The sequence below is a fragment of the Larkinella sp. VNQ87 genome (genome assembly GCF_049445795.1).
Lineage (GTDB): Bacteria > Bacteroidota > Bacteroidia > Cytophagales > Spirosomataceae > Larkinella.
The window spans coordinates 245,258-268,819 of the sequence record NZ_JBMSDT010000004.1; the positions used below are offsets into that span (position 1 = coordinate 245,258).

The 23,562-nt window shown below is 53.4% G+C and carries 22 protein-coding genes and 1 tRNA gene; 17 read left to right on the forward strand and 6 right to left on the reverse strand.

Annotation, left to right across the window (positions count from 1 at the left end):
- Positions 1-28: 28 nt before the first annotated feature.
- The 8 genes from ligA to ACO2Q8_RS08590 all read left to right on the forward strand — a co-directional run bounded on the left by ligA (position 29) and on the right by ACO2Q8_RS08590 (position 7,605).
- On the forward strand, positions 29-2,071 hold the full coding sequence (gene ligA / locus ACO2Q8_RS08555) for an NAD-dependent DNA ligase LigA (protein WP_423344376.1): 2,043 nt from the start codon (positions 29-31) through the stop codon (positions 2,069-2,071).
- Positions 2,072-2,185: 114 nt separating this feature from the next.
- Positions 2,186-2,680: a hypothetical protein gene (locus ACO2Q8_RS08560; protein ID WP_423344377.1), complete on the forward strand. Its 495-nt coding sequence runs from the start codon at positions 2,186-2,188 to the stop codon at positions 2,678-2,680.
- Between the two features lie 38 nt (positions 2,681-2,718).
- A complete protein-coding gene (locus tag ACO2Q8_RS08565; protein ID WP_423344378.1) occupies positions 2,719-3,288 on the forward strand; it encodes a Crp/Fnr family transcriptional regulator in 570 nt (189 codons plus the stop codon).
- A gap of 80 nt (positions 3,289-3,368) precedes the next feature.
- A complete protein-coding gene (locus ACO2Q8_RS08570; protein ID WP_423344379.1) occupies positions 3,369-3,722 on the forward strand; it encodes a YciI family protein in 354 nt (117 codons plus the stop codon).
- A gap of 13 nt (positions 3,723-3,735) precedes the next feature.
- Positions 3,736-4,140, forward strand: coding sequence for a hypothetical protein (locus tag ACO2Q8_RS08575; protein ID WP_423344380.1), 405 nt, complete (start codon positions 3,736-3,738; stop codon positions 4,138-4,140).
- Positions 4,141-4,289: 149 nt separating this feature from the next.
- Positions 4,290-5,270 (forward strand): SPFH domain-containing protein, encoded by a 981-nt coding sequence (locus ACO2Q8_RS08580; RefSeq protein WP_423344381.1) that lies wholly within the window; start codon positions 4,290-4,292, stop codon positions 5,268-5,270.
- 20 nt (positions 5,271-5,290) lie between these two features.
- Complete coding sequence (locus tag ACO2Q8_RS08585; RefSeq protein WP_423344382.1) at positions 5,291-6,388, forward strand: hypothetical protein; 1,098 nt, start codon at positions 5,291-5,293, stop codon at positions 6,386-6,388.
- Positions 6,389-6,603: 215 nt separating this feature from the next.
- Positions 6,604-7,605, forward strand: coding sequence for an ABC transporter ATP-binding protein (locus ACO2Q8_RS08590; RefSeq protein WP_423344383.1), 1,002 nt, complete (start codon positions 6,604-6,606; stop codon positions 7,603-7,605).
- On the opposite strand, the gene ACO2Q8_RS08595 is transcribed toward ACO2Q8_RS08590, so the two are convergent.
- Together ACO2Q8_RS08595 and ACO2Q8_RS08600 are read right to left on the reverse strand one after the other, a co-directional pair.
- Positions 7,602-8,312 (reverse strand): head GIN domain-containing protein, encoded by a 711-nt coding sequence (locus ACO2Q8_RS08595; protein WP_423344384.1) that lies wholly within the window; start codon positions 8,310-8,312, stop codon positions 7,602-7,604. The genes ACO2Q8_RS08590 and ACO2Q8_RS08595 overlap by 4 nt on opposite strands.
- 74 nt (positions 8,313-8,386) lie before the next feature.
- Entirely contained in the window at positions 8,387-9,697 is a 1,311-nt protein-coding gene (locus tag ACO2Q8_RS08600) for a sulfatase-like hydrolase/transferase (RefSeq protein ID WP_423344385.1), read from the reverse strand.
- 131 nt (positions 9,698-9,828) lie between these two features.
- Here ACO2Q8_RS08600 and ACO2Q8_RS08605 point away from each other — a divergent pair, with 131 nt between their 5' ends.
- The 5 genes from ACO2Q8_RS08605 (at position 9,829) to bshB1 (ending at position 15,598) form a co-directional block, all read left to right on the forward strand.
- Positions 9,829-10,461 (forward strand): 7-carboxy-7-deazaguanine synthase QueE, encoded by a 633-nt coding sequence (locus ACO2Q8_RS08605; RefSeq protein ID WP_423344386.1) that lies wholly within the window; start codon positions 9,829-9,831, stop codon positions 10,459-10,461.
- Positions 10,462-10,529: 68 nt separating this feature from the next.
- Positions 10,530-12,395 carry an OmpA family protein gene (locus ACO2Q8_RS08610; protein ID WP_423344387.1) on the forward strand — a complete coding sequence of 622 codons (1,866 nt, stop codon included), beginning with the start codon at positions 10,530-10,532 and terminating at the stop codon, positions 12,393-12,395.
- A gap of 202 nt (positions 12,396-12,597) precedes the next feature.
- Entirely contained in the window at positions 12,598-13,551 is a 954-nt protein-coding gene (gene trxB / locus ACO2Q8_RS08615; RefSeq protein WP_423344388.1) for a thioredoxin-disulfide reductase, read from the forward strand.
- Between the two features lie 165 nt (positions 13,552-13,716).
- The gene (locus tag ACO2Q8_RS08620) at positions 13,717-14,790 is read left to right on the forward strand and encodes a peptidoglycan DD-metalloendopeptidase family protein (protein WP_423344389.1); all 1,074 of its coding nucleotides are present in this window, start codon (positions 13,717-13,719) and stop codon (positions 14,788-14,790) included.
- A gap of 73 nt (positions 14,791-14,863) precedes the next feature.
- Positions 14,864-15,598 carry a bacillithiol biosynthesis deacetylase BshB1 gene (gene bshB1 / locus ACO2Q8_RS08625; RefSeq protein WP_423344390.1) on the forward strand — a complete coding sequence of 245 codons (735 nt, stop codon included), beginning with the start codon at positions 14,864-14,866 and terminating at the stop codon, positions 15,596-15,598.
- 132 nt (positions 15,599-15,730) lie between these two features.
- Here bshB1 and pdxH read toward each other — a convergent pair whose 3' ends face one another.
- Positions 15,731-16,372 carry a pyridoxamine 5'-phosphate oxidase gene (pdxH, locus tag ACO2Q8_RS08630; RefSeq protein ID WP_423344391.1) on the reverse strand — a complete coding sequence of 214 codons (642 nt, stop codon included), beginning with the start codon at positions 16,370-16,372 and terminating at the stop codon, positions 15,731-15,733.
- Between the two features lie 91 nt (positions 16,373-16,463).
- Between pdxH and ACO2Q8_RS08635 the strand changes: the two genes are divergently transcribed.
- Positions 16,464-18,680, forward strand: a complete 2,217-nt coding sequence (locus ACO2Q8_RS08635; RefSeq protein ID WP_423344392.1) for a DUF349 domain-containing protein — start codon at positions 16,464-16,466, stop codon at positions 18,678-18,680.
- A gap of 99 nt (positions 18,681-18,779) precedes the next feature.
- Positions 18,780-18,852: transfer RNA gene (locus ACO2Q8_RS08640), tRNA-Thr, on the forward strand.
- A 103-nt stretch (positions 18,853-18,955) separates the two neighbouring features.
- Here ACO2Q8_RS08640 and ACO2Q8_RS08645 read toward each other — a convergent pair.
- The gene (locus ACO2Q8_RS08645) at positions 18,956-19,798 is read right to left on the reverse strand and encodes an SDR family oxidoreductase (RefSeq protein ID WP_423344393.1); all 843 of its coding nucleotides are present in this window, start codon (positions 19,796-19,798) and stop codon (positions 18,956-18,958) included.
- Positions 19,799-20,072: 274 nt separating this feature from the next.
- Positions 20,073-20,816 carry an SDR family NAD(P)-dependent oxidoreductase gene (locus ACO2Q8_RS08650; RefSeq protein WP_423344394.1) on the reverse strand — a complete coding sequence of 248 codons (744 nt, stop codon included), beginning with the start codon at positions 20,814-20,816 and terminating at the stop codon, positions 20,073-20,075.
- Between the two features lie 91 nt (positions 20,817-20,907).
- Here ACO2Q8_RS08650 and ACO2Q8_RS08655 point away from each other — a divergent pair, with 91 nt between their 5' ends.
- Positions 20,908-21,246, forward strand: coding sequence for a winged helix-turn-helix transcriptional regulator (locus ACO2Q8_RS08655; protein WP_423344395.1), 339 nt, complete (start codon positions 20,908-20,910; stop codon positions 21,244-21,246).
- Between the two features lie 420 nt (positions 21,247-21,666).
- Positions 21,667-21,996, forward strand: a complete 330-nt coding sequence (locus ACO2Q8_RS08660) for a hypothetical protein (protein ID WP_423344396.1) — start codon at positions 21,667-21,669, stop codon at positions 21,994-21,996.
- Positions 21,997-22,054: 58 nt separating this feature from the next.
- Here ACO2Q8_RS08660 and ACO2Q8_RS08665 read toward each other — a convergent pair whose 3' ends face one another.
- Positions 22,055-23,539: a circularly permuted type 2 ATP-grasp protein gene (locus tag ACO2Q8_RS08665; RefSeq protein WP_423344397.1), complete on the reverse strand. Its 1,485-nt coding sequence runs from the start codon at positions 23,537-23,539 to the stop codon at positions 22,055-22,057.
- Positions 23,540-23,562 lie beyond the last annotated feature (23 nt).

Here is a 23,562-nt window from a genome sequence, read left to right on the forward strand (position 1 = left end):
CAACCCCTTTTACGACCGAATATATCGAATGAATCCACAGGAGCGAATTGCCGAACTGACCGATCGGCTCAATTATTATAATTTCCAGTATTACCAGAACAGCGTTTCCGAAGTCGATGATTTTACATTTGACAAATTGCTGGAAGAACTCTCGGCGCTCGAGAAACAGCATCCCGAATTTAGTCGACCCGACTCGCCCACGCACCGGGTGGGCGGCACGATCAGCAAAGAGTTTGCGACCGTTGTTCACCGGTTTCCGATGCTGTCGCTTGGCAATACCTATTCCGAAGCCGAACTGACCGAATTCGACAACCGGGTGCAGAAAGGGTTGAGTGGAGCTTCCTACGAATACATCTGTGAGCTGAAATTCGATGGTGTAGCCCTGAGCATGACCTATGAAAACGGTATCCTGACGCGTGGCGTGACGCGGGGCGACGGCGTTCGGGGCGACGACATCACGGCCAATGTGCGCACGATCCGGACGTTGCCGCTGAAAGTTAATGACCCGACCGTCCCAGCTTTGTTCGAAGTGCGGGGCGAAGGGTTTTTGCCGCTGGCCGAATTTGAGCGCATCAACCGCGAGCGTGAAGACATCGGCGAACCCTTGCTGGCAAACCCCCGCAATGCGGCTTCCGGTACGTTCAAACAGCAGGATTCGGGGGCGGTGGCCAAACGGCGGCTGGATTGTTACCTGTACTCGTTTCTGTCGGATCCCGAAGCGTTTCAAACCCACGAAGAAAGCCTGATGGCGATGAAAGGGTGGGGCTTCAACGTGTCGCCGACCTGGCGGAAATGCACGACGATTCAGGACGTTTTTGCCTTCATCAACGAGTGGGAAACCCGGCGGTTTGAGCTTCCACTGGCTACCGACGGCATCGTGATCAAGGTCAATCGCTACGACCAGCAACGCGAACTGGGCTTCACGGCCAAAAGCCCGCGCTGGGCCATTGCGTTCAAATATAAGGCGATGGCGGCCAGCACGACGCTGTTGAGCGTTTCGTACCAGGTCGGGCGGACGGGAGCCGTGACGCCGGTGGCCAACCTGAAACCGGTCTTGCTGGCCGGAACGGTCGTCAAACGGGCGTCGCTGCACAATGCCAACGAAATCCAGCGGCTGGGCGTGATGATCAACGATACGGTTTTTGTCGAAAAAGGGGGCGAGATTATCCCCAAAATAACCGGTGTCGATTTAACCCTTCGGACGGAAGCGAGTCTGCCGATTGTGTACCCGACGCAATGCCCGGCCTGTCAAACTGCCCTGATTCGGAAGGAAGGCGAAGCGCATTTCTATTGTCCGAACGAAAAAGGCTGCCCCCCCCAACTTCAGGCCCGTTTCGAGCATTTCATCCAACGGCGGGCGATGAACATCGAAAGCCTGGGCGAAGGCAAGATTGAACTGCTGATCGACCGGGGGCTGGTCCGCAGCCCGGCCGATCTCTACGAATTGAACGAATCGCAACTGTTGGGGCTTGAAAAAACGTACAGCGATGCCGAAACCGGCAAAACCCGCACGGTTAGTTTGCGGGCCAAATCCGTGGAAAATATTCTGACGGCCATCGAGCGGTCGAAGGCGCAACCGTTTGCCAATGTGCTTTTTGCGCTCGGCATCCGGTATGTGGGCAACACCACGGCCGAAAAACTGGCCGACTATTTTGGCAATATGGATGCCTTGATGGCGGCTTCGCACGAAACGCTGACGAGTGTGCCGGAAGTCGGCGAACGGATTGCGCAGAGTCTGCTGGCCTGGTTTGCAGACTCCGAAAACCGGGTCTTTGTCGAGCGGCTGCGGCTGGCCGGTTTGCAGATGGAAACCGATAAGGTAGCCGTAGAAAAAAAAGGGGATACGCTGGAAGGGAAAACGTTCCTATACACCGGCACGTTTGCGAATTTCTCACGGGAAGCGCTTGAAAATGAGATTGAAGCCCACGGCGGAAAACTCCTCAGTGGTGTTTCCAAGAAACTGAATTACCTGATTGTGGGTGAAAACCCCGGGCCCTCGAAGGTCGAGAAAGCCCAGAAAATGGGCGTTCCGATGATTGGGGAAGACGAGTTTCTGGCCATGCTTCTTTGACCGTTCCTATCAAAATACTCTGTTAACAATTTGATAATCAAGTAAATTTGCCAAAAATCCGGATTCCACTAACTTTCGTTCGAAACGTAAACGCGAGAGTAACGCAAATTGACAATGATACGAAACTGGGTAAAAACGGACGAAGGCCGGTATGAACTGCTGATCGATGGGAGCAAGGCCGGAACCCTGGCGAAACTGCCCAACACCTCCGACAGTCGGGCCATGATCAAACTGGCCGAGCGCGAATACATGATCCGGCGGACCGGTTTTTGGAAAAACAACATCGAGGTGATCGACCAAAACCGGACGCTGGTGGCCCGCGTATTTTACGAAAAATGGTATGCCAACACCTGGATCATCGAATACAACACCCACGTTTACAAGCTCGTGGTTCGGAATAATCCGATGGCGGAATGGGCGGTTCTGGAAGGCGATACGGTTTTGTTGTCGTACGGCCTGACGCATCAGGACGGAAAAACCGGCACGAAAATAACGGCCTCACCCGCGTTGACCAACTTCCTGTTCGACGCCCTGTTGTGGTATCTGTTTGCGCCCATTGCCGCCGAAAATACGGCTGACAATGAGGTGTTTCTGACCTTATTGGCGTAACTTAACGCCAACACCGTCTTCCTCCGAAAACCGCCTGCATGATTTCCGTTCTTCGCCAGCACCTGGTCGACCGGCTGGGTCGGGATATTGATCAGCTCGACGCGGTTTTGTCGCAATTCAAACCCCTCAAGGTCAAGCGGAATGAGCCGCTGCTTCGGCAGGGTGAGGTTTGCCGGTATGTGTATTATATCGCCAAAGGCTGCCTGCAAGTGTATGTCCACGACGCGGAAAGCAATGAAACGACCCGCGACATCGTGACCGAAGACAACTGGTGTTCGGAACTGATTAGTTTTGGAACCCAAAAACCGGCGACCGAAAACATCCGAGCCGTTGAACCTACCGAGTTACTGGCCATCGACCGGGCCGGTTTTCAGAAGATGGTCGAAACCGTACCGCAGTTCGACAAGGTGTACAAGCAGATTCTGGAAGCTTCCTACGCCAACTCCGTGTACCGGCTGAACACCTTCGTCGCCCTCAACGCCCTGGAACGCATCAAATGGCTGATGGAATACCGCCCGAAGCTCATGACGCGGCTGTCCAGCAAGCTCATTGCTTCCTACCTGGGCATCTCGCAGGAAACCTTCAGCCGGTTGAAGGGCAAGCTCTGAAAACGTTGACAAAAGTCAATGCGCAGCGGTTGGGGATTGCTGACTTTTGGCTCATCAATCACCTTCTAAATCGCTACACGATGAAAGAGTATCTGTTGTTATTCCGCAACATCAGCGGCCAGGATGCGTACATCACCACCGCTCAGGACATGGCCGAGGACATGCCTGCCTGGCAGGGCTGGATCGGCAGCATCGCCATGCAGGGCAAGCTGGTTTATACCCAACCCATTGAGTATCAGGGGACGGTTGTTGGAAACGCCGGGACGATGACCGGACCATACAAAGACGAGGCTAGTCAACTGATTGCAGGCTATTTGATTTGTAAAGCCGAGAGCCCGGAAGAAGTGGAGGAGTGGTGCCGCACCTGTCCGATCTTGAAATACCCCAACGGCAGCGTCGAAATCCGGCCGGTTTTACCTTTCCCAATCAACTAAACCGCCTACCGCGATGGAAAAAATCCTGAATCTCGGCCGCTGGCTCTTCCCGCTTTCGTTTCTGCTCTACGTGGGCCTGCACTTTGGCTTGCCCGAGGCCGGTGCGCGCCTGGTTCCGGCCTGGATACCGTTCCCGTTGTTCTGGAATTATTTCACAGGTGTCTTAATTACCCTCTTCATTGTCAGTTGTTTGATCGGGAAATACGATAAACTGGCGACGGTTTTGATGGCGGTTTATGTCCTGTTAATGATTTTGCTGGTTCACATCCCGCGCGCGGCTACCTCGGAAAACGATATGCTGAATATCTTCCGGAACCTGATGGTCATCGGCGCGTTGCTGGTGTATGCTAAGTATGTTGCCAAGGATGATCGGCTGGTAAGTCTCAAGGCCGGGAAGAAGCCCAGCTTTATCGGATAGGAACACGGATCGGACGGATTTAACGGATAAAAACGGATTTTTAATCTGTTCCAATCCGTTAAATCCGTCCGATCCGTGTTCCTATCACCAATTTTTTTCCGTAGACTTGAAGCGGTGTAAGCGTCACTAAACCAGCTACCGCACACGTCATGGGACTGTTTGATTTTATTCGCAACGAGTTTATCGAGGTCATCGATTGGGTCGACACCTCCACGGATACCGTCATCTGGAAGTTTCCGGACAATGGCAACAACATTAAATATGGCGCGCAACTGACCGTCCGCGAGTCGCAGGTGGCGGTTTTTATCAATGAAGGCCGCATTGCCGACGTGTACCAGCCGGGCCGCTACGAACTGACGACGCAGAACATGCCGATCATGACCACGCTGCGGTCGTGGAAAATGGGCTTCGAGTCGCCGTTCAAGGTCGATATTTACTTTGTCTCGACGAAGCAGTTTACCAACCTGAAATGGGGCACGCAAAACCCGTTTATCGTGCGCGATCCCGAACTGAAGCAGGTCCGCGTGCGGGCATTTGGGGTGTTTGCCCTGCGGGTGATCGACGCCGGAAAGTTCATCAAGGAGTTTGCCGGAACCACGCCCATCGTCCGGATCAGCGACGTGGAAGACCAACTTCGGTCGGCCATCGTGACCAATTTTACCGATACCATCGGCGAAGCCGGGATTTCGGTGTACGATCTGTCGCGCAATTACAAGGAAATTGGCGACAAACTGCTGCCCTTGCTCCAGAACGATTTCACGGGTTACGGGCTCGAACTGACCAAGTTTTACGTCGAAAACACCAGCCTGCCGCCCGAGGTGGAAGCCTTTCTCGACAAAACTACTCAGATGAATATGGTAGGCGATATGGCTCGTTTTCAGCAGTTTCAGGCCGGGATGGCGCTCGAAGATGCCGCCGAAAACGGGGGCGCAGCCGGAACCGCCGTGCTCATGGGCGGTTTGGGTAATTTCATGCAAAACACCAACGCGGCCAATGCCCCCCAGGCACCGAAAGAAGACAAAACCGAGGTCATGAACCTGTTGAAGCAACTGGGCGAGTTAAAAACCGCCGGAATTCTGACCGAGGAGGAGTTTGCGGCCAAAAAAGCCGAGTTGTTAGCCCGTTTATGAGTTGCCCGTTTTAACCCACCATGCAACCCTCCGAACTTTCCGATCTGGTCCGGGCGCCGTGCAAAACCTGCGGTGCCCAGCTTAAATTTTCGGCCGAAAAGCAAAAACTAAGTTGCGATTACTGCGGCAATACCGAAGAAATTCAGTTTACCCGCAACAACTTACACGAAAATCCGATGACGTTCCGGGTCGAAAACCGGCAGTTGCCCAACGCACCGACCGAGGAAAAGCGCTTGTTTACCTGCCAGAACTGCGGGGCCAAAACGACCGTCAACTTCGATGCGCCAACGCTGACCTGCGCGTTTTGCGGCTCTAAAAACGTGAATCCGGATGCCCAGAAAACCCGGCTCATCGAACCGGCGGGCGTGTTGCCATTCCGGATCTCGAAAGAACAGGCCCTGCAACGGTTCAAAAGCTGGGTGGGCGATAGCTGGTTTGCCCCCTCGGACCTGAAAGCGGGCGCGATGCTCGACAACCTGCATGGCATGTACATTCCGTTCTGGACCTTCGATGCGCAGGCCTTTTCGGAGTATTCGGGGGAAGCCGGTTTTTACTACTATGTACCGGTTCAGGTTCGCGATGCCAATGGCAAGGTGGTCACACAGCAACAGCAGCGGGTGCGTTGGGAATACCGCAGCGGTTCGCACCAGGCGTTTTACGACGACATGCTCGAAATGGCGTCGCGGAAACTCTCGCAGCAGGAAAGCCAGGTGCAGGAAGCCAGCCGCTACAATTTGCAGGAACTGGTCGACTACGACCCGCGCATTCTGTTGGGCTGGGAAGCGGAGGTTTACAGCATTGATTTATCCGAAAGTGCCCGCAAAGCGGAAGAGCAAATCCGAAACCGGGAGGAAAATGCCTGTGCCTCACAGATGGGGGGTGATACGCAACGCAACCTGCGCGTTGACACCGCGCTCAGCAACCAGACATTCAAGCATATTTTGCTGCCCCTCTGGATTTGTTCATACGTCTACAACGGCAAACCGTACCGGTTTCTGGTCAACGGAGAAACCGGGCAGGTCGCGGGTGAGCGGCCTACCTCGGCCTGGAAAGTTGCGCTGGTCGTTTTCGCCTTTATTCTGCTGGTTCTGTTCTTCTACTGGTTGGGAAAACGGTAAGCTAAGCGCTGTTTACTTATTTTTATGATCGGTTTTTCATGTTACAATCGTTGACATGAACGGGCAACTATTTTTAACAAAACTGAAAAACTAATCCGGGACTTGTTCGTGTAAATGGTTAATTTTACTCCGTCGAAAAAGGCGGTTTTGGTGTTTTTTACTAATAACCAATTGCCTGTCAGTTTCTTGCGCCCACTGAAAAAGGTCAATTTCCATTGCTTGAGTCGATCCAACTTGTCAAATCATTCGGGGACGTTACGGCCGTTCGGGGCGTATCGCTGGCGATCAAACCGGGTGAAGTGGTGGGCCTCATCGGCGCGAGTGGTTCCGGCAAAAGTACCCTGCTGAACCTGCTGGCCGGGTTGCTTGATCCGACGGAGGGAAGCGTTCGGCTCAACAACGAGCGCATTAAAGGACCAGCCGAGCAATTGGTACCCGGCAATCCGCACATCAAACTGGTGCATCAGGAATACCAACTGATGCCGAATGTCTCCATCCGCGAAAACATCGCCTACGCCCTGCGGTTTTACGAAAAACGCTACCAGGATTTTCGCGTCGAACAGTTGATTCAGCTCTGTCGGCTGGACGCCATTCAGCACCGACTTCCCCGGCAGGTGTCGGGCGGGGAGAAGCAGCGGGCGGCCATCGCCCGCGCCATTGCCGAAAAACCGGCGGCCCTGCTGCTCGACGAACCCTTCAGCCACCTCGACCTGCCCAACCGGGAGTTGATTCGCGGGATGCTGCTGGATCTGGTCCGGAACGAGAAAACCGCCTGCCTGTTTGTCACCCACGACTCGACGGATGCCTTGTCGATTTCCAACCGCATCGGGATTTTGCAGGACGGTCAGCTCATCCAGATGGGCGCTCCGGTGGAGGTCTACCGGCGACCCTACAACGCCTACGTGGCCCAGATGACGGGCCCGGCCAACCTGATTCGGGCCAAACACCTGCCGTTGATGGGCATCATTCACGCGTACCAGCCGAATGCCCTGGCCTGCGTCCGGCCCGAAAACATCCGGCTGGTGGAGCGAGGGCGGTTTGGCGGTACCGTTCGGAACATTTTCTTCAAAGGCGCTTTCTGCGAGGTCGAAGTCGAAATGAACCGTTTTGTCAACCTCATTTTTCTGGCTTCTTCCACCGAAAAGATCAAAATTGGTCAGTTAGTCGGGTTGGAAATGACCCCCGACGCTGTCCACTGGATGCGCGGTTCGGCTTAGTCGTCCGATTTTTTCTGATTTGAGATAAGCGTCTGTGGATTGCCCCGGTGCGAGACGTCGGCTCCACCCCGCGTATTTTTTTCCAATTTCTTCGTGACAGTTACCGACGCGTCGCTGGCCCCCGACGCCCGGATGATGGCTTCTTCGGCCGTCAGGTCAAAGGCCTGCAAATCCGAGGCCCCCGAAATTTCCACATCCAGCAGCCGGACGCGGCCTTTCAGGCGGGTGTCCGACGCTCCGGAGGCTTTCAGCCGGATGCGGTTTGCCGTGATGTCGGTCATTTTGAGGTCGGCCGCGCCCGAGAGCGTAATGTCGAGTTCCTCACTGTTGAACGCATCGTTCACATCGCCGTCGGAGGCTCCGGCGAGCGTAATACCCCGTAGGGTCGGCATGGTAATCAGCAGCCGGGGGGATTTGCGGTTTTTACCGGGCATCCAGCCCGATGGCCGGTTAAACCGGGCCACCAGGACGCCGTTGTCGCTTTTGATCGACAGGTATTCGGATTCGCCGGGCGCCACATCCGCCACCACGTCGAAGGGGCCTTTCCGGACTTCTACGTCGATGGCGTTGGCCACATCGATGCGGTCGAACGATTTGATGTTGAATTGTTTTGTGCTGTGTCGTTCGGTTACGGTAGATTGAGCCTGAGTCTGACCGAAAATACCGGCAGCAACGAATGCACAGAATAAAGCTAATTTAACTTGCATGACGGGGTGTCGAGTTGATGTTATGATCTGCTGCGTATAAGATGCGGGCGGTTTGTCGATGGTTGCACCGGTTTTCAGTTTCTTTTCTGCCAGGGCACCGAGCCGCTTTGCCGGATATGGTTCATCAACAACCGGGTCAGTTCGGCGGTTTTGGTCTTTTCCTGATTGGCCAGGTTCGTTGTTTCCTTCGGATCGTCGTTCAGGTTATAGAGTTCATACGGTGAAAACGGATTCGGTTGCAGCAATTTCCACCCACCTTGCTGAACCGCCTGCGTGGTCAGGCCCTTGTGCGTGTCGGCTCCTTCGCGCCGAATGAAAAATAGCGGTCGTTGCCGGGTTTCCCCCGAAACCGTATCAACCGGTTTTTCGCTGGTCAACAGGCTGAGCATGGAGAGTCCATCGATGGACGATCGGGCACGTTGGCCGGTCAGTTCCAGAAACGTAGGCAACCAGTCGGACAGCAGCAGGCGTTCTTCGGACACCCGGCCCGGCTGAATATGCCCTGTCCAGGCAACACCCGCCGGAATGCGAATCCCGCCTTCGTACATGGTACCCTTGAAATCCCGATAGGGGCCGTTGTTGGCCTTCGCCGGTTTCCAGCCGCCGTTGTCGCTCGTAAAAACGATCAGGGTGTTTTCTAGTTGCCCATTGGCTTTCAGGGCAGCGAGTACCCGGCCGACTCCTGCATCCAAGTGTTCGATCAGGGCGACGAGTTTGGCCCGCGTCGGGTCGATGGCCGGTTCGCGTTGCAGAACCCGTTCCAACCAGTCGGCGGGTGGTTGCAGGGGATTATGCGGAGCATTGTAGGCCAGGTAAAGAAAAAAAGGGCGTGATTTCCCTTTACGCGAATTTAGATACCGAATGGCTCCATCGGTGAATACATCGGTGGCATGGCCGGTCGGGTTGATGACCTGCCGGTTGTGCCGCATAAAGTTGTGTTTGTTGCGAAGTTTGGTGTAATAATCGTCCATCATATCGCCCAGAAAACCGTCGAATTCCAGAAAACCGCGTTCGTTGGGCGTGTTGGGCGACTCCAGTCCCAGGTGCCATTTACCCACCAGCGCCGTGTGGTAACCAGCTTTTTGCAGGTAGTCCGGCATCAGCAAGCCGGGAGCCAGGTAGCCCCAACTGTCGGTCGAATCGTCGCGGATGACACCCGGAACACCCACGCGCTCGGGCCAGCGCCCCGACAGCAGCGCGGCCCGGCTGGGCGAACAAACCGGGCTGTTGGCGTAGAAATTGGTAAACCGGATCCCAGCCCGCAGCAGGCTGTCGATGTGGGGCGTTTGAAGGTCCGTAGCCCCGTACCCCGACAAGTCACCCCAGCCGAGGTCGTCGGCGATGATGAAAACAATGTTGGGCTTGGCGTATGGGGCGGGGGGCACAGGGTTTATTAACGAAAGGCAGAGGCCTGCCAGAACGATAAACAGCAAAATCAGGGGGCGGTATTGCATTCGGCTACGGAAACCCGTGGGTAGAGATGAAGCTTCGCCCGCAAATTCCGTAACTTTGCGGGATGAATCAAGTTCTGGAACAACAAACTGACACCCAGCAACGGCTACCCGTGATGGAATCGTTCTACACGCTGCAAGGCGAAGGAGCCCATACCGGCAAGGCCGCTTACTTCATCCGGCTCGGCGGCTGCGACGTGGGCTGTCACTGGTGCGATGTCAAGGAGTCCTGGGACGCCGATCTGCACCCCAAACGGACTGTCGGTGAACTCGTCGAAGCGGCTTTGCAGTATCCGGGACGGATGGCGGTTATTACGGGTGGGGAACCCCTTATTCATGACCTGACCAACCTGACTGTAGCCCTGCAACGAGCCGGTTTTCAGACGAATATCGAGACATCGGGCGTTTATCCCGTGAGCGGCACCTGGGATTGGATCTGCTTCTCGCCCAAGAAGTTCAAAGAACCGCATCCGGACATTTTCCGGCGCGCCGACGAACTGAAAGTGATTGTGTACAACAAAAGCGATTTTGAATTCGCCGAGTACTTTGTTGAAAAGCTTTCTCCGGCATGCCAATTGTTTTTACAACCGGAATGGAGTCGGTCAAAAGAAATGCTGCCCTTCATCGTTGAGTATGTAAAACAGCATCCGCAATGGCACGTTTCGTTGCAAACACACAAATACATGGATATCCCGTAGGAGCGAAGCCAAAACCGGTTAGAAAAAACCGCTTGTTTCTACTCGCCCTCCTAAGTTTTTCACTCTTGATGGTCCCCGGTTTTGGTCAGAACAAAAAAGCCGTGGAGTTGTACAAAAAAGCCGTCGATGCACTTGGGAACCGGCAAATGCCCCAGGCGCTCGATTTGTTTCATCAGGCTGTTGAACGCGACACGGGCTACACGGAAGCCTACGTGAAACTTGGGCAGGTTTACGAATTCATGCGTCAGCCCGATCAGGCATTTCAGATTTACCAGCGGGCCATCGGGCAGCAGCCCGACAACCCTGTGACGAGCCTGGCCTATCAATCGGTCAGTGCGTACCTCCTCAAAAAAGGGAATTATCAATCGGCCATTCCGTACATCGAACGCTACCAGCAGCGGTTTACTCCTAATTCATTACAATGGAAAAAGGTAGACCGGTTGCTGCAAACGGCCCGGTTTGGCGCCCAGGCCGTGCAGAATCCGCTGGCCGTCAGACCGCAGCCGCTGGCGGCCACGGTCCAGGCGTTCCCGTCCCAGTATTTTCCGGTCTTGACCGCCGACGAACAGACGCTGGTCTACACGGTTTTGAAGCCCGAGGGTGACGAAGACCTGATGGTATCGACCCAGAAAGGGGAAACCTGGAGTCCACCGGTTTCGATTTCACCCCAGATCAATACCGTAAACAACGAAGGGACACCCACGCTCTCGGCCGACGGCCGGACGCTGGTGTTTACGGCTTGTCAGGGGCGCACCGGCTACGGCAGTTGTGATCTGTACATCAGCCACAAAACCGGCGATACCTGGTCGGACCCCAAGAATCTCGGACCGACGATCAACACCCGTTCGTGGGAGTCGCAACCGGCCCTGTCGGCCGACGGACGGCGGTTGTATTTCGTCTCCGACCGGAACGGCGGGGTGGGTCGGCGCGACATCTGGTGCAGCGAATTGGGCGACGATGGCGAGTGGAAAACGCCCTACAACCTGAAAAGCATCAACACGCCCTTCGATGAAGCTTCGCCGTTTATTCACGCCAACGGCCTGAGCCTGTTTTTTGCGTCGGAAGGCCATATGGGCATGGGGGGGTATGATTTGTTCGTAGCCGACAGCACATCTTCCGGCTGGTCGAATCCGCAGAACCTGGGTTACCCGATCAATACCTCCGACGATCAGGCGGCTTTGTTTGTGTCGGCCAACGGCGCCCGGGCGTATTATTCACAGGAACAGTCAGCCAGCGACGGCAAGCAGCGCTCCAAACTTTATGTATTCGAGTTGCCCGAACCACTGCGGCAGAAAGTCCGGCCGGTCAGCTACCTGAAAGGAATGGTGGCCGATGCCCGCACGAAAAAACCGCTCAATGCCACCATTGAACTGATCGATCTGGCCACGAATAAACTGGTCACCCGGGTGCAATCGGATCCGCAAACCGGGCAATACACCGCCGTTTTGCCGACGGGCGGGGAGTACGCCCTGTACGTAGTAGGTCCTGGCTACCTGTTTAAGAGTCTGTCCTTTGATTTTACCAAAAAACACGAGGGCGAAGGGCTGACGATGAGTGTGCCGCTCGAACCCATCAAACCGACCGAGGGCGGAGCGCCTGCCAAAGAAACGCTGAACAACATTTTCTTCGAAACCGGACGCTATGACCTGGCCGACAAATCCCGAACGGAACTCGACCGGTTGGTGAAATTCCTGGAAGTGAATCCGGATGTCAAAATTGAAGTGTCGGGCCATACCGACAACCAGGGTGGCGTGGCCAACAACCTGGATTTGTCGAAAAAGCGGGCGCAGGCCGTGGTCGATTACCTGGCGAAAGCCGGGGTTGCTCCGGCCCGCATCAAGTCGGCCGGTTACGGCGAAACCCGGCCCGTAGCTCCCAACACCTCGGAGGAAAACCGGAAGCTGAACCGCCGGATTGAATGGAAGATTCTTTGAAAATGAATAATGAAGCTGGTAAAAGCAGAGAGAAAAGAGCAGGGTTGGCCAACTCATATTCCTTATTCATTGTTCATTTCTGATTTTAAACCGTCTTGGTTTCGCCGGGAATTTTTTGCACCTTTGTGCTTGTTTTTTCCGTGTCTGGACCGCTTTCTACTCAGAAAGCCGACCGGTTTAAACAACCATTTCTTGTCAGCCAATGACCACCGAACACGTCAATTGCCTCATTATTGGTTCCGGCCCGGCCGGATATACAGCCGCTATTTATGCTTCCCGCGCGGGGATGAAGCCCGTTCTTTACCAGGGAATGCAGCCAGGCGGTCAGCTCACGATTACCAACGAAGTCGATAATTTCCCCGGCTATCCGGAGGGCGTCAATGGTCCGCAGATGATGGCGGATCTGGAGCAGCAGGCCCGTCGGTTTGGCACCGATATCCGCTACGGCATTGTCACGGCCGTTGATTTTTCCGGTCCGATTCACAAAGCTACCGTTGACGATCAACAGGAAATCAGTGCTAATGTCGTTATTATCTCGACCGGCGCTTCGGCCAAGTGGCTGGGTTTGCCTTCGGAAATGCGGCTCAATGGCCTGGGCGTTTCGGCCTGTGCCGTTTGTGACGGTTTCTTCTTTCGTGGCAAGGATGTAGCTATTGTGGGAGCAGGCGACACGGCGGCTGAAGAAGCCAGCTACCTGGCGAATCTCTGCCGGAAAGTCTACATGATCGTGCGTCGGGGCGAAATGCGGGCGTCGAAGTTCATGCAAAACCGGGTGAAATCGTTGCCGAATATTGAAATTTTGTGGAACAGCGAAACACAGGAGGTGATTGGCGAAAACGAGGTAACCGGGGCGCTGGTCAAAAATACGGTGACGGGTGAAGAACGGGTGCTGGACATTTCCGGTTTCTTCGTTGCCATTGGTCACAAACCCAATACCGATATTTTTAAACCGTATCTGGAGATGGATGAAACGGGGTACATCATTACTGAAAAAGGCAGCACACGTACGAGTGTATCCGGTGTTTTTGCCTGTGGTGATGCCCAGGATAACATCTATCGGCAAGCTATCACGGCCGCCGGTACGGGGTGTATGGCCGCTTTGGATGCCGAACGGTATCTGGCCATGAAAGAAGTTGAAATGCACGCGGAAGCGTAAACGAAATGTATAACCACCGCAAAGGGAGTTAAGAATTAAGCCGGGGCCGCCCGTGCGGTTAAGAATTAAGAGTTGGCTCCGCCGTTACCTGGCAATCTGGCGGAGCCAACTCTTAACTCTTAACTATTAACTCTTAATTCTTTTTGGCAAACTGGATCCCCTAGGATGAGAAAACTGGCAGTCTGGTGGCTGTTCGCCAGCGTTTGCTGTTTGGCAAGCGTAACGACCGTAGAGGCTCAGGAGCGAGGAAAATTTAAGAAGAACCTGAGTATCAAGCCCAAGAAAACTGAGAACGCAGCCCCCAATTCGACTACACAACAGTCGGCAGAGGAACCGGAAGAGGAGTTCGAGCAGGAAACCTCCAATTTACGCTTCAATAACCAATTTGAACCCCGAAAAGAAACCAACCCGGTTGTTGCGGAAGATACCTCGACGATCGACGAAGGGGAGCCCGCTGTGGTGGAATACATCGATTCGGTGCAGGTGGGCGACGATTGGGTGAAAATAGCCGATTATTACGCCATCTGGGACCCGCACAACATTGACCCCTACGGCATTGATCCACTCCAGTTTGACGAAGTCATTGACCTGAAGTTGTACGATCCGGCTGAAAATCGGTTTTGGTCGGCTCCGACTGTGGACGGCAAAGTGACTTCCATTTTCGGGCCGCGTTGGGGCCGATGGCACAAAGGCATGGACCTGGATCTGGAAACCGGTGACCCGGTTTTTGCCGCCTTCGATGGCATTGTCCGGGTGGTCGGCTGGGACGGGGGCGGTTTTGGCCGCTACCTGCTCGTGCGGCACTATAATGGGCTTGAAACCATTTACGGCCACTTGTCGAAGGCGTTGGTTGAATCCGGGCAGTTGATCAAAGCGGGCGACCAGATTGGCCTCGGCGGGAATACCGGCCGGAGTTTTGGCTCCCACCTGCACTTTGAAACCCGCTACGAGGGCAATCCGTTTAGTCCGGTTCATCTCTATGATTTTCCGACCAACTCCCTGATCTCCGACCACTTTATTCTAACGGCTTCGGTCTGGGATTATCTGCGGGGTAAAAACGTCAGCATGTCGGGCTTTAAGCCAAAGTTCAAACGGACGGTTTTACACCGCGTCCGTTCGGGCGAAACTTTGACCAGCATTGCCCGCCGGTATGGACTGACGGCTTCGACACTCGCTAAAAAAAATCATATATCGACCCGCTCGCGAATTCGCCCGGGGCAGAAATTGCGGGTGCATTGAGGATCGTTTAAGGTTTGAAGTTTACTGTTTGGGGTGGTTTTACAACTGCCCGTGACTCCTCTAATTCTGTCGAATGAAACTTGATGTACTGGTTATCGCGGTTCACCCCGACGATGCCGAACTGGGCTGTTCGGGCACCATCCTCTCGCTGATTGCGCAAGGGAAAAAAGTCGGTATTGTGGATTTGACGCGGGGCGAACTCGGGACGCGCGGCACCCCCGAAATCCGTTTGCAGGAAGCGGAGGAAGCAGCCCGGGTACTGGGGTTGTCGGCCCGCGACAACCTGGGCTTCCGCGACGGTTTTTTCCGGAACGACGAAGAACACCAGTTGGCGCTGATTGAAGTCATTCGGCAGTACCAACCCGAGATCGTTATCGGCAACGCCATCTACGACCGGCACCCCGACCACGGTCGGGCGTCGGCGCTGATTGCGGATGCCTGTTTTTATTCCGGTCTGCGCCAGATCAAAACCTTGGATAGATCCGACTCGGAAACCGCCGGAGAAGACCAGCCCGCCTGGCGCCCGAAACTGGTGTACCACTTCATTCAGGACCGCTACATCAAACCGGATTTTATCGTCGATATCACCGACTTCTGGGAGCAGAAACAGGAAGCGATTCTGGCCTACAAAAGCCAGTTCTACGACCCCAAGAGCACCGAGCCCATGAGCTACATTGCCAGCAAGGAATTTATGGAATTCCTGAAAGCCCGCGCCGAAGAGTACGGCCACGTCATCGGCGTCAAATACGGCGAAGGCTTCACCGTCGACCGCACGATCGGGGTGAAGAACCTGTTTGAGCTAACGTGAAGGAATGATGAGTTAAGACGGGGCCGCCCGTGCGGTTAAGAGTTGGCTCCGCCGTTTCCTGTAAAGTGGCGGAGCCAACTCTTAACTCTTAACTCTTAACTCTTAACTCTTAACTCTTAACTCTTAATTCCATCAAGGTGATAGCCGCTCAATAATCCAGTCTCCTCCCTCTTTTCGGTACAAAACCCGGTCGTGCAGGCGGCTGGGACGGCCCTGCCAGAATTCAATAGAATCCGGCTGGAGCAAATATCCGCCCCAGTGTGGAGGGCGCGGAACCGGCTTGTCGGCAAACCGTTGTTCGAGTTTCTGCTGGCGTTGCTCCAGCGCATTCCGGCTTTCGACCACCGCGCTTTGGTGCGAAACCCAGGCCCCGATCTGACTTCCGCGGGGGCGACTTTGAAAATACCGGTCGGACTCTTCGGCAGGCAATTGTTGAATCGTGCCTTCAATCCGGATTTGCCGTTCCAGCTCGGGATAAAAAAAAGTCAGCGCAGCAACGGGGTGAGCCGCCAGTTCCGTGCCTTTGCGGCTTTGGTAATTGGTGAAAAAGGAAAACCCACGTTGATCGAAACCTTTTAACAGAACGATGCGCCCCGATGGTCGTCCGTCGGCTCCGACGGTGGCCAGGTGCATGGCGTTCGGTTCGGGCACGCCCGCGTTGAGTGCTTCCGAAAACCACCGCTGAAATTGAGCGAATGGGTCCGCAGAAACATCCGAGGGGTCCAGGCCGTTAAGGGTGTACTCTTTTCGTAGTTCAGCCAGTGGTGACAACATAGCAATAGGGTTTCAAACCGTTGCGCGGGGCAAAGAAAGATAATCCGCTTTTTTTCGTATTTTTGCAAATGTAACGATTCCTAAAAATCGTATGTCGAGCGAAGAGCAAGAATTAACTGAACGCAACGGACAGCTTCCGGAACCTCAACAAGGGAAAAAAACGGAAACTGAGCCGACGGATGCGGTAGAAGCAAACGAGGAGCCTACGAATCGGGCCGAACCGGCCACGGATGAACAACCGACTGTTTCGGCAGAACCGGAATTGGCACCAGCACCGGCGGACGAGACGATTGGGGAAGATGTTGCTGAAACGGAAGCCCCGGAAGCCTCAGAGGATGAAGTGTCGACGCCACCGGCCGAACCGACTGTTGATGTTGATTCACAAGTCGCAGAACCCGTCGTTGCAGAAACCTCTGCTGAAGAACCTGTGTCCGAACCCCAACCGGCGGAACCGGAGGCTACCGATGAAGCGGCCCAGGCTCCCGTGGCTGTGGCTGAACATGAGGATACGACCGAAGAGGACCTGGAGGAAAGTGCTCCCGCCGTTGATTACAGCCAGCTTTCGAAAGCAGATATGGTGGCTTTGCTCGATAAAAATTTCACCGCTTTAAAAGCCGAAGGCGTTTCGGCGGCCGACTACCGCCGGGCCGACGAGATGCTGAAAGAAGTACGTCCTTTGTTCGACCAGGCCAAAGCCGCTGAACGCACCGATGCCTTACAGCGGTACATTCAAGAAACCGGGTCGGACGAAGGGTTTGAATACAAATACGACGAGGTGGTTAGCCGGTTCGAAAGTCTGTACAAGCAGATCAAAGACCAGAAAAATCAGTATTTCCAGCAGCTTGAAAAAGCCAAGGATACCAACTTCAACGTAAAAACCGATCTGCTTCGGCGGTTGCGGGAATTGGTCGAAGCCGATGAAAACAACGCCGGGGACCCCAAGACAAGCTGGAACGGTTTCAAGCAGATTCAGGATGAATGGAAGGCCGCCGGAAACGTCTCGTCGCCCCATAATGCCACACTTTGGGCGACGTATCACGCCCTGGTTGACCGGTATTACAGCAACCGGAACATCTATTTTGAACTGAAAGAACTCGATCGGAAGAAGAACCAGACGCTGAAAACCGAGCTTTGTGAAAAGGTCGAAGCATTGGTTCGGGATCAGGAAGGCAAGCCGGTAACTAAAACCGTCATTGACGAAGCCAACACCCTGTTCGAGGAGTACAAACATATTGGACCTGCCCCGAAAGCCGAGCAAGAAGTGCTTTGGCAGCGGTTTAAGAAGGCCCTGGATACGCTTTATGACCGCCGTCGGGGCCAGAACGAGGAAATTCGTCGGGAAGGGGCGCAGTTATACGAAGAAAAGTCGAAGCTATACGAAGAACTGGTGCCATTCACGTCCTTCAGCTCAAACAGCATCAACGACTGGAACGAGAAAACCCGCGAGGTAATGGCGATTCAGGATCGCTGGAACAACATTCGGGGGCCGATGCCGCGTGAAGAGGGAAAAGAATTGAGTAAAAAATTCTGGGCTTCCCTCAAGCAGTTCTTCCACCACAAAGGCGAATTCTTCAAACAACTGGAAGGCAAGCGGGAGCAAAACCTGAAAGCAAAAGTCCAGTTATGCGAAGACGTTGAAGCGATTCTGGCGTCCGGTGATGAATCGGCAGAGGCCACCCAAAAAGTGATCGAACTGCAACGGCAGTGGAAAACTATCGGACAGGTTCCGGAAAAGTTCAAAGACTCTATCTTCGACCGGTTTAAAGCCGCCTGCGATGGTTTTTTCAACAAAAAACGGTCCCGGAATCAGGAAGTGGAGCGTGAGTTTGAAGAAAACCTGGCGAAGAAAACCGCCCTTTGTGAACGGATCGAAGCCGCTGCTACCGGTGGAAATGCCGATCTGGCGGAACTGAACGCGTTCAAAAAAGAATGGTCGCAGATTGGTTATGTGCCTAAAAAAGACATGCAGGCTATCCAGAAGCGGTACATCAATGCAGTAAATTCTTTTGTCGGCGCTAACGGCAAGATTTCGCCCAAGGAGAAAGAGCGGTTGACGCTGGAAAACGAGGCCGAAATGATTCGCGAAAGCGGCAGTTCACGCGACCTCTACAAAAAGGAGGGGGATATCCGCCGGAAAATGACGACGCTGGAAAACGATATTGCGGTTTATAACAATAACATCGAGTTTTTCGCCCGGTCGAAGGGGGCGGAGAAACTGCGGGCTGACATCGATAAGAAAATTCAGCTTGCGCAGAAACAACTCGACGATTTGAAGCATCAGCTGAAAGTGATTCGGGAAGCGCAGTAGGAAAAATAGGGGTGTAGTAGAAAATAAACCGGCTACTATTTGATCGAAAGTGCAGAATCGCTATTTTTGCACCAGATTTACGAGATAGTAAATCGGATTGCCTCCATAGCTCAGCTGGTAGAGCAACTGACTTGTAATCAGTAGGTCGTTGGTTCGATCCCGACTGGGGGCTCTTGAAAATCAGAAGGTTAGCCACTCTTTGAACGGAGTGGCTTTTCTGTTTGATACACAATTCTGGCATCACCTACGCCCCGGGTCGCCATTTCCGACTACCTCTACTCGTCGTTTTTACTCCCACTTAGCGTGCTTAAACTGGCTTCCTGATCCGATGCAAACTGGCTGGCTACCTCCTTACGGAAGGTTTCGGGGCCAACCCCCAACCGGTACTCGTAGCTGGTTAAGGCATCATGACCGGCTGGGTAGCGGAGTTGGTCTTTCTGATCTGTGGCGGCTAGATATACTACTTCAGCAATAGCTTCCGGGGGCGAAAACTGCACATTTGCCTGACCATTCATTAGCTTTTGCAAGAGATCACTATAGGCCTCATGTTCAACAACTACCAGCGAGCGACCGGTAAAATCGGTGGCTATACCGCCTGGCGAAATCGTTTTAATCTGGATGTTATGCAGGGATAATTCAAATGACATACTCTCGCTCCAGCCTTCAACACCCCACTTGGTAGCGTGGTAAATGGAGTAGAGCGGGAAAGCAATCAGCCCGCCAATGGAGGTGGTGTTAATGATGCAGCCTGATCTTTTCTTTCGCAAGTGAGGCAGAAAGGCTTTGGTAACCCGGATTACGCCCAGCAGGTTGGTATTAACCAATTGAGTTATCTGCTCGTCGGTGACTGCTTCCAGAGCACCTATAAGGCCATAGCCTGCGTTGTTAAAAACGACATCCACAGGAGAAAAAGCAACGGCGCGTTGCACGGTCGATTCAATGGATACTGGATCCGTTACGTCGAGCGGCAGCAGGTGAACATTGGGCAGTTGGGTCAGCTCCGTTTCTTGTTCGGGGTGGCGCATGGTAGCCATAACGTGCCAGCCTTTGGAAGCAAATAATTTGGCAGTAGCTTTCCCTAAGCCCGATGAGGCACCTGTTATAAAAATAGTAGGCATGAGTTAAAAACGAAGTGATTATGGAAATAAATTTGTCAGCAAGGTTTCCCGGCAGAAAGGTCGCTCTGTACTATAAACCTATATATGACTGATTAGGTTGGCCAAATATTAATTAAGCGTTTTAAATATCTTGTAAAACCCTCCTACGTGAGATGAATGCATTTTCAGGGTTTCTGATTTGAAAAATTGCTTTATCGTGAACCAGTGCTTGGCTAATAATTGAAAGTTTCAATGGCCGGACCCCTTACCTGTCCGGCCATTGGAAGTCTCCAAATTATTTAAGCATATACTGAATTGATCCACCGTCAACCGCAATAGTAGCCCCGTTCACATACCCAGCCTCCTCTGAAGCCAGGAACAAAACGGTGTTGGCCACTTCGTCCGCACTGCCTAGTCGTTGAAGTGCGCTTCGGGAAGCCAGGTAGGCTTGCGTTTCGGGGGTGGCTAGCGAAAGCAAACCGGGTGTTTGAATCGGGCCAGGGCTAACGATATTCACTCGGATCTTTCGTGGAGCCAACTCATTGACGGCAATGTCGGCGATCTTATTCAAAGCCGCTTTGGTGGCCGAGTACACACTGCTCGCTTCACCCGCGGCACTCACCACTCCAGAGGAGGTGAAGATCACCGAAGCCCCATCCGCTAAATGCGGGATGAGCTTTTGAAGCGTAAAGAAGTGCCCCTTGACATTGGTATTGAATTGCGCATCGAAATCCGCTTCTGTCACATATTGAATGGGGCTATAGACCCCAATTGCGGCATTGAGGTAGAGTACGTCGACGGACTTGCCGCTTAGGGCTACCACTTTTTCCAACGCCGTAATTCCGGCCATGTTTGAGGTGTCGGCGACCAGCGTTTGTAAGTTCGGGCTATTGATCTCATCGGCTGCTTTTCGCAGACTTTCTGCATTTCTGCCCGTAATCAAAACAGTAGCCCCATGCTGAATGAATGCTTTTGCGGTCGCAAAGCCGATACCCTGACTTCCGCCAGTTATGACGACATTTTTATTATCGAAATTCATTGTTTTGTTTTTTCAAGTATGTCCCAGGAACATTTACTTTAGTAACTTAGTTACCAGAAGTAACAGTATATTTCCGGTAACCAAGTAACCAATGGCTGAACAAGTATGTCACAAAGCAGACATCCGGGCGATCCACGACGCTATGGATGTGTTGAATGGGAAATGGAAGATTTCCATCCTATCCACCATGTGTTATTATAACAGGCGAAGGTTTTCCGACATATCGACCGATTTGGCGGGTATTTCCAACAAGCAGTTAAGCAAAGAGCTTAAGGAATTGGAACAGAATAAGCTCATCGAACGAACCGTCCTGGCTACCCAGCCTGTGACCGTCGAGTATAGTTTGACCGAGTATGGCTGGACCTTGCAAGGCATCATTGAGGATTTAGCGAAATGGGGATCAACCCATCGCAAGGTCATCATGGGGTGACCGCTAAGAACTGGTGGTTTGGTGAAATAGTTAAACTACAAGTGTTGCGTTGTGTGTCAATATATATGATAATTCTAGGAGAGACTAACTTATCAGCATGTCAATGATTCACAGTCATTCCGCTTGGAGAAAAGACTACAAATCAGATTGACGAGCTGTCGCAACTTTTGCGCAAAAGTTAGGTGCCCTCTTGAAAAACGCTCTCAGATCCATCCTGTAGCCAGTAGTCGAACCGGCCCCCAACGTTTTCGACTGAGCCGTATACTTGGAAATGCTACGGACACTTACAACTTCATCACTTGCCCGGTTTTTTGGCACTTATTTTGTTTACAGTTGTACGAAAAGTAGTTTCATAGAGGTGTTTTCCGTCAGAACGACTTTATAGAGACTTCCCTGACTCCTTAACAGCTTGTGCAGCAAATGAACTCAACGGGCCACAAATTCGAATTACAGGAATTCTGGAAGACATTCAAGGATTTTGGTGTCGTTCAGGGCAACCACATGGTTTATTGGAACGAAACTTTTGCGACAGAAGATAAGGCCCGGTTTATGCGGGTAGTTGAAAATGTGGTACGGTTTGCGCTCCGGGAAGGGGTTGAGATGCCCTTTGACCGTTTTAGCCTGTTCACCCACAAAGGAGATTTTGATTTGTACTTCCGAACGGCCAAAGCCTACAACGTTTGGTTTTACGAAACCCTGTGCGGTTATTTAGCGAATCAGGCTGACCCGACCCAATCCTTGAATGCATAGTAAATTAATTGCCCCAGGTTTAGAACCGGAACGGCTCAAGCCTGGGGCAACCGGAATTTTAATACAACACCCAGGTGTCCTTACCACCTCCGCCCTGGGAGGAGTTGACCACCAGCGAACCTTTCCGCAGCGCCACCCGGGTCAGACCGCCGGGAATGACGTTGATGCCGTCGCCGTATAAAATGTAGGGCCGAAAATCGACGTGACGCCCTTCCGTGTGGTCGCCCACAATCGTCGGAACGCGTGAAAGCGAGATCGTCGGCTGAGCAATGTAGTTGCGGGGATTGGCTTTGATCTTCTTCCGGAACTGTTCGTGTTCGGCTTTGGTGGCTTTCGGACCGATCAGCATCCCGTAGCCGCCCGCTTCGTTGGCTTCTTTCACCACCAGCTTTTCGATGTTTTCCAGCACATACCGGCAGTCCTCTTCTTCCCGGCAGATGTAGGTCTGGACGTTCGGAATGATGGCTTCTTCGCCGAGGTAGTATTTGATGATGCGGGGTACGTAGGCATAAATGACCTTGTCGTCGGCCACGCCGGTCCCGGGCGCATTGGCCAGAGCCACCCGGCCTTTTTTGTACACTTCAAAAATACCGGGAATACCGATCAGCGATTCCGGGTTGAAGACGTGCGGGTCCAGAAAGGTGTCGTCGATTCGGCGGTAAATAACGTCGACGGTTTGAAAGCCTTTTGTGGTTCGCATCTTGACGTAGCCGCCCGAAACAACCAGATCCCGCGAATCGACCAGTTCGACGCCCATCTGCTGGGCCAGGTACGAGTGTTCAAAATAGGCCGAGTTGTAAATCCCGGGCGTCAGCACCACGACCGTTGGGTCGGGCCGGTCGGCGATGTGCTGGAGCAGTTGCAGCAACCGTGTCGGGTAATCCGAAACCGGCCGAACACCTGTGCGGGCCAGGACCTCGGGGAACGTCTGTTTTGAAAGCTCCCGGTTTTCGAGCATGTACGACACACCCGACGGGCACCGTAGGTTGTCTTCCAGCACCATAAACTGGCCGTCTTCGCCCCGGATCAGGTCGGTCCCGGTAATGTGGCACCAGATGTCTTTCGGGGGTTTGAGACCCATACAGGCAGGCAGAAAACACTTGCTCGATTCGATCAGATCACGCGGCACCACGTTGTCGTTCAGAATCCGTTGCTCGTTGTAGACATCGTGAATGAAAAGGTTGATGGCCTGAATCCGCTGGATCAGTCCGCGTTCCAACTGGTTCCATTCGGCCGAGGGAATCACCCGGGGAATGATGTCGATGGGCATGATGCGTTCGGTACCTTCGCCCTCGGAATAGACGTTAAAGGTAATTCCCATCGACATCAGCGACCGTTCCGCAGCATGCTGCCGACCAATCACATCCTCGCGGCTTAGCTGCTCAACCCGCTGTTTAAACGGTTCGTACCCCGAACGGATTTGCCCATCAGCCGTAAACATCTCGTCATAGAAGTTGTCGGTCTGGTAGTCGCTAAATGAAAAAGAATTCCCCTGAGATTGAGACTGCGTTTGGCCTCCCTGGGATTGTGATTGTAATTGCATAGGTGGGTAGTTATATTTAGCGA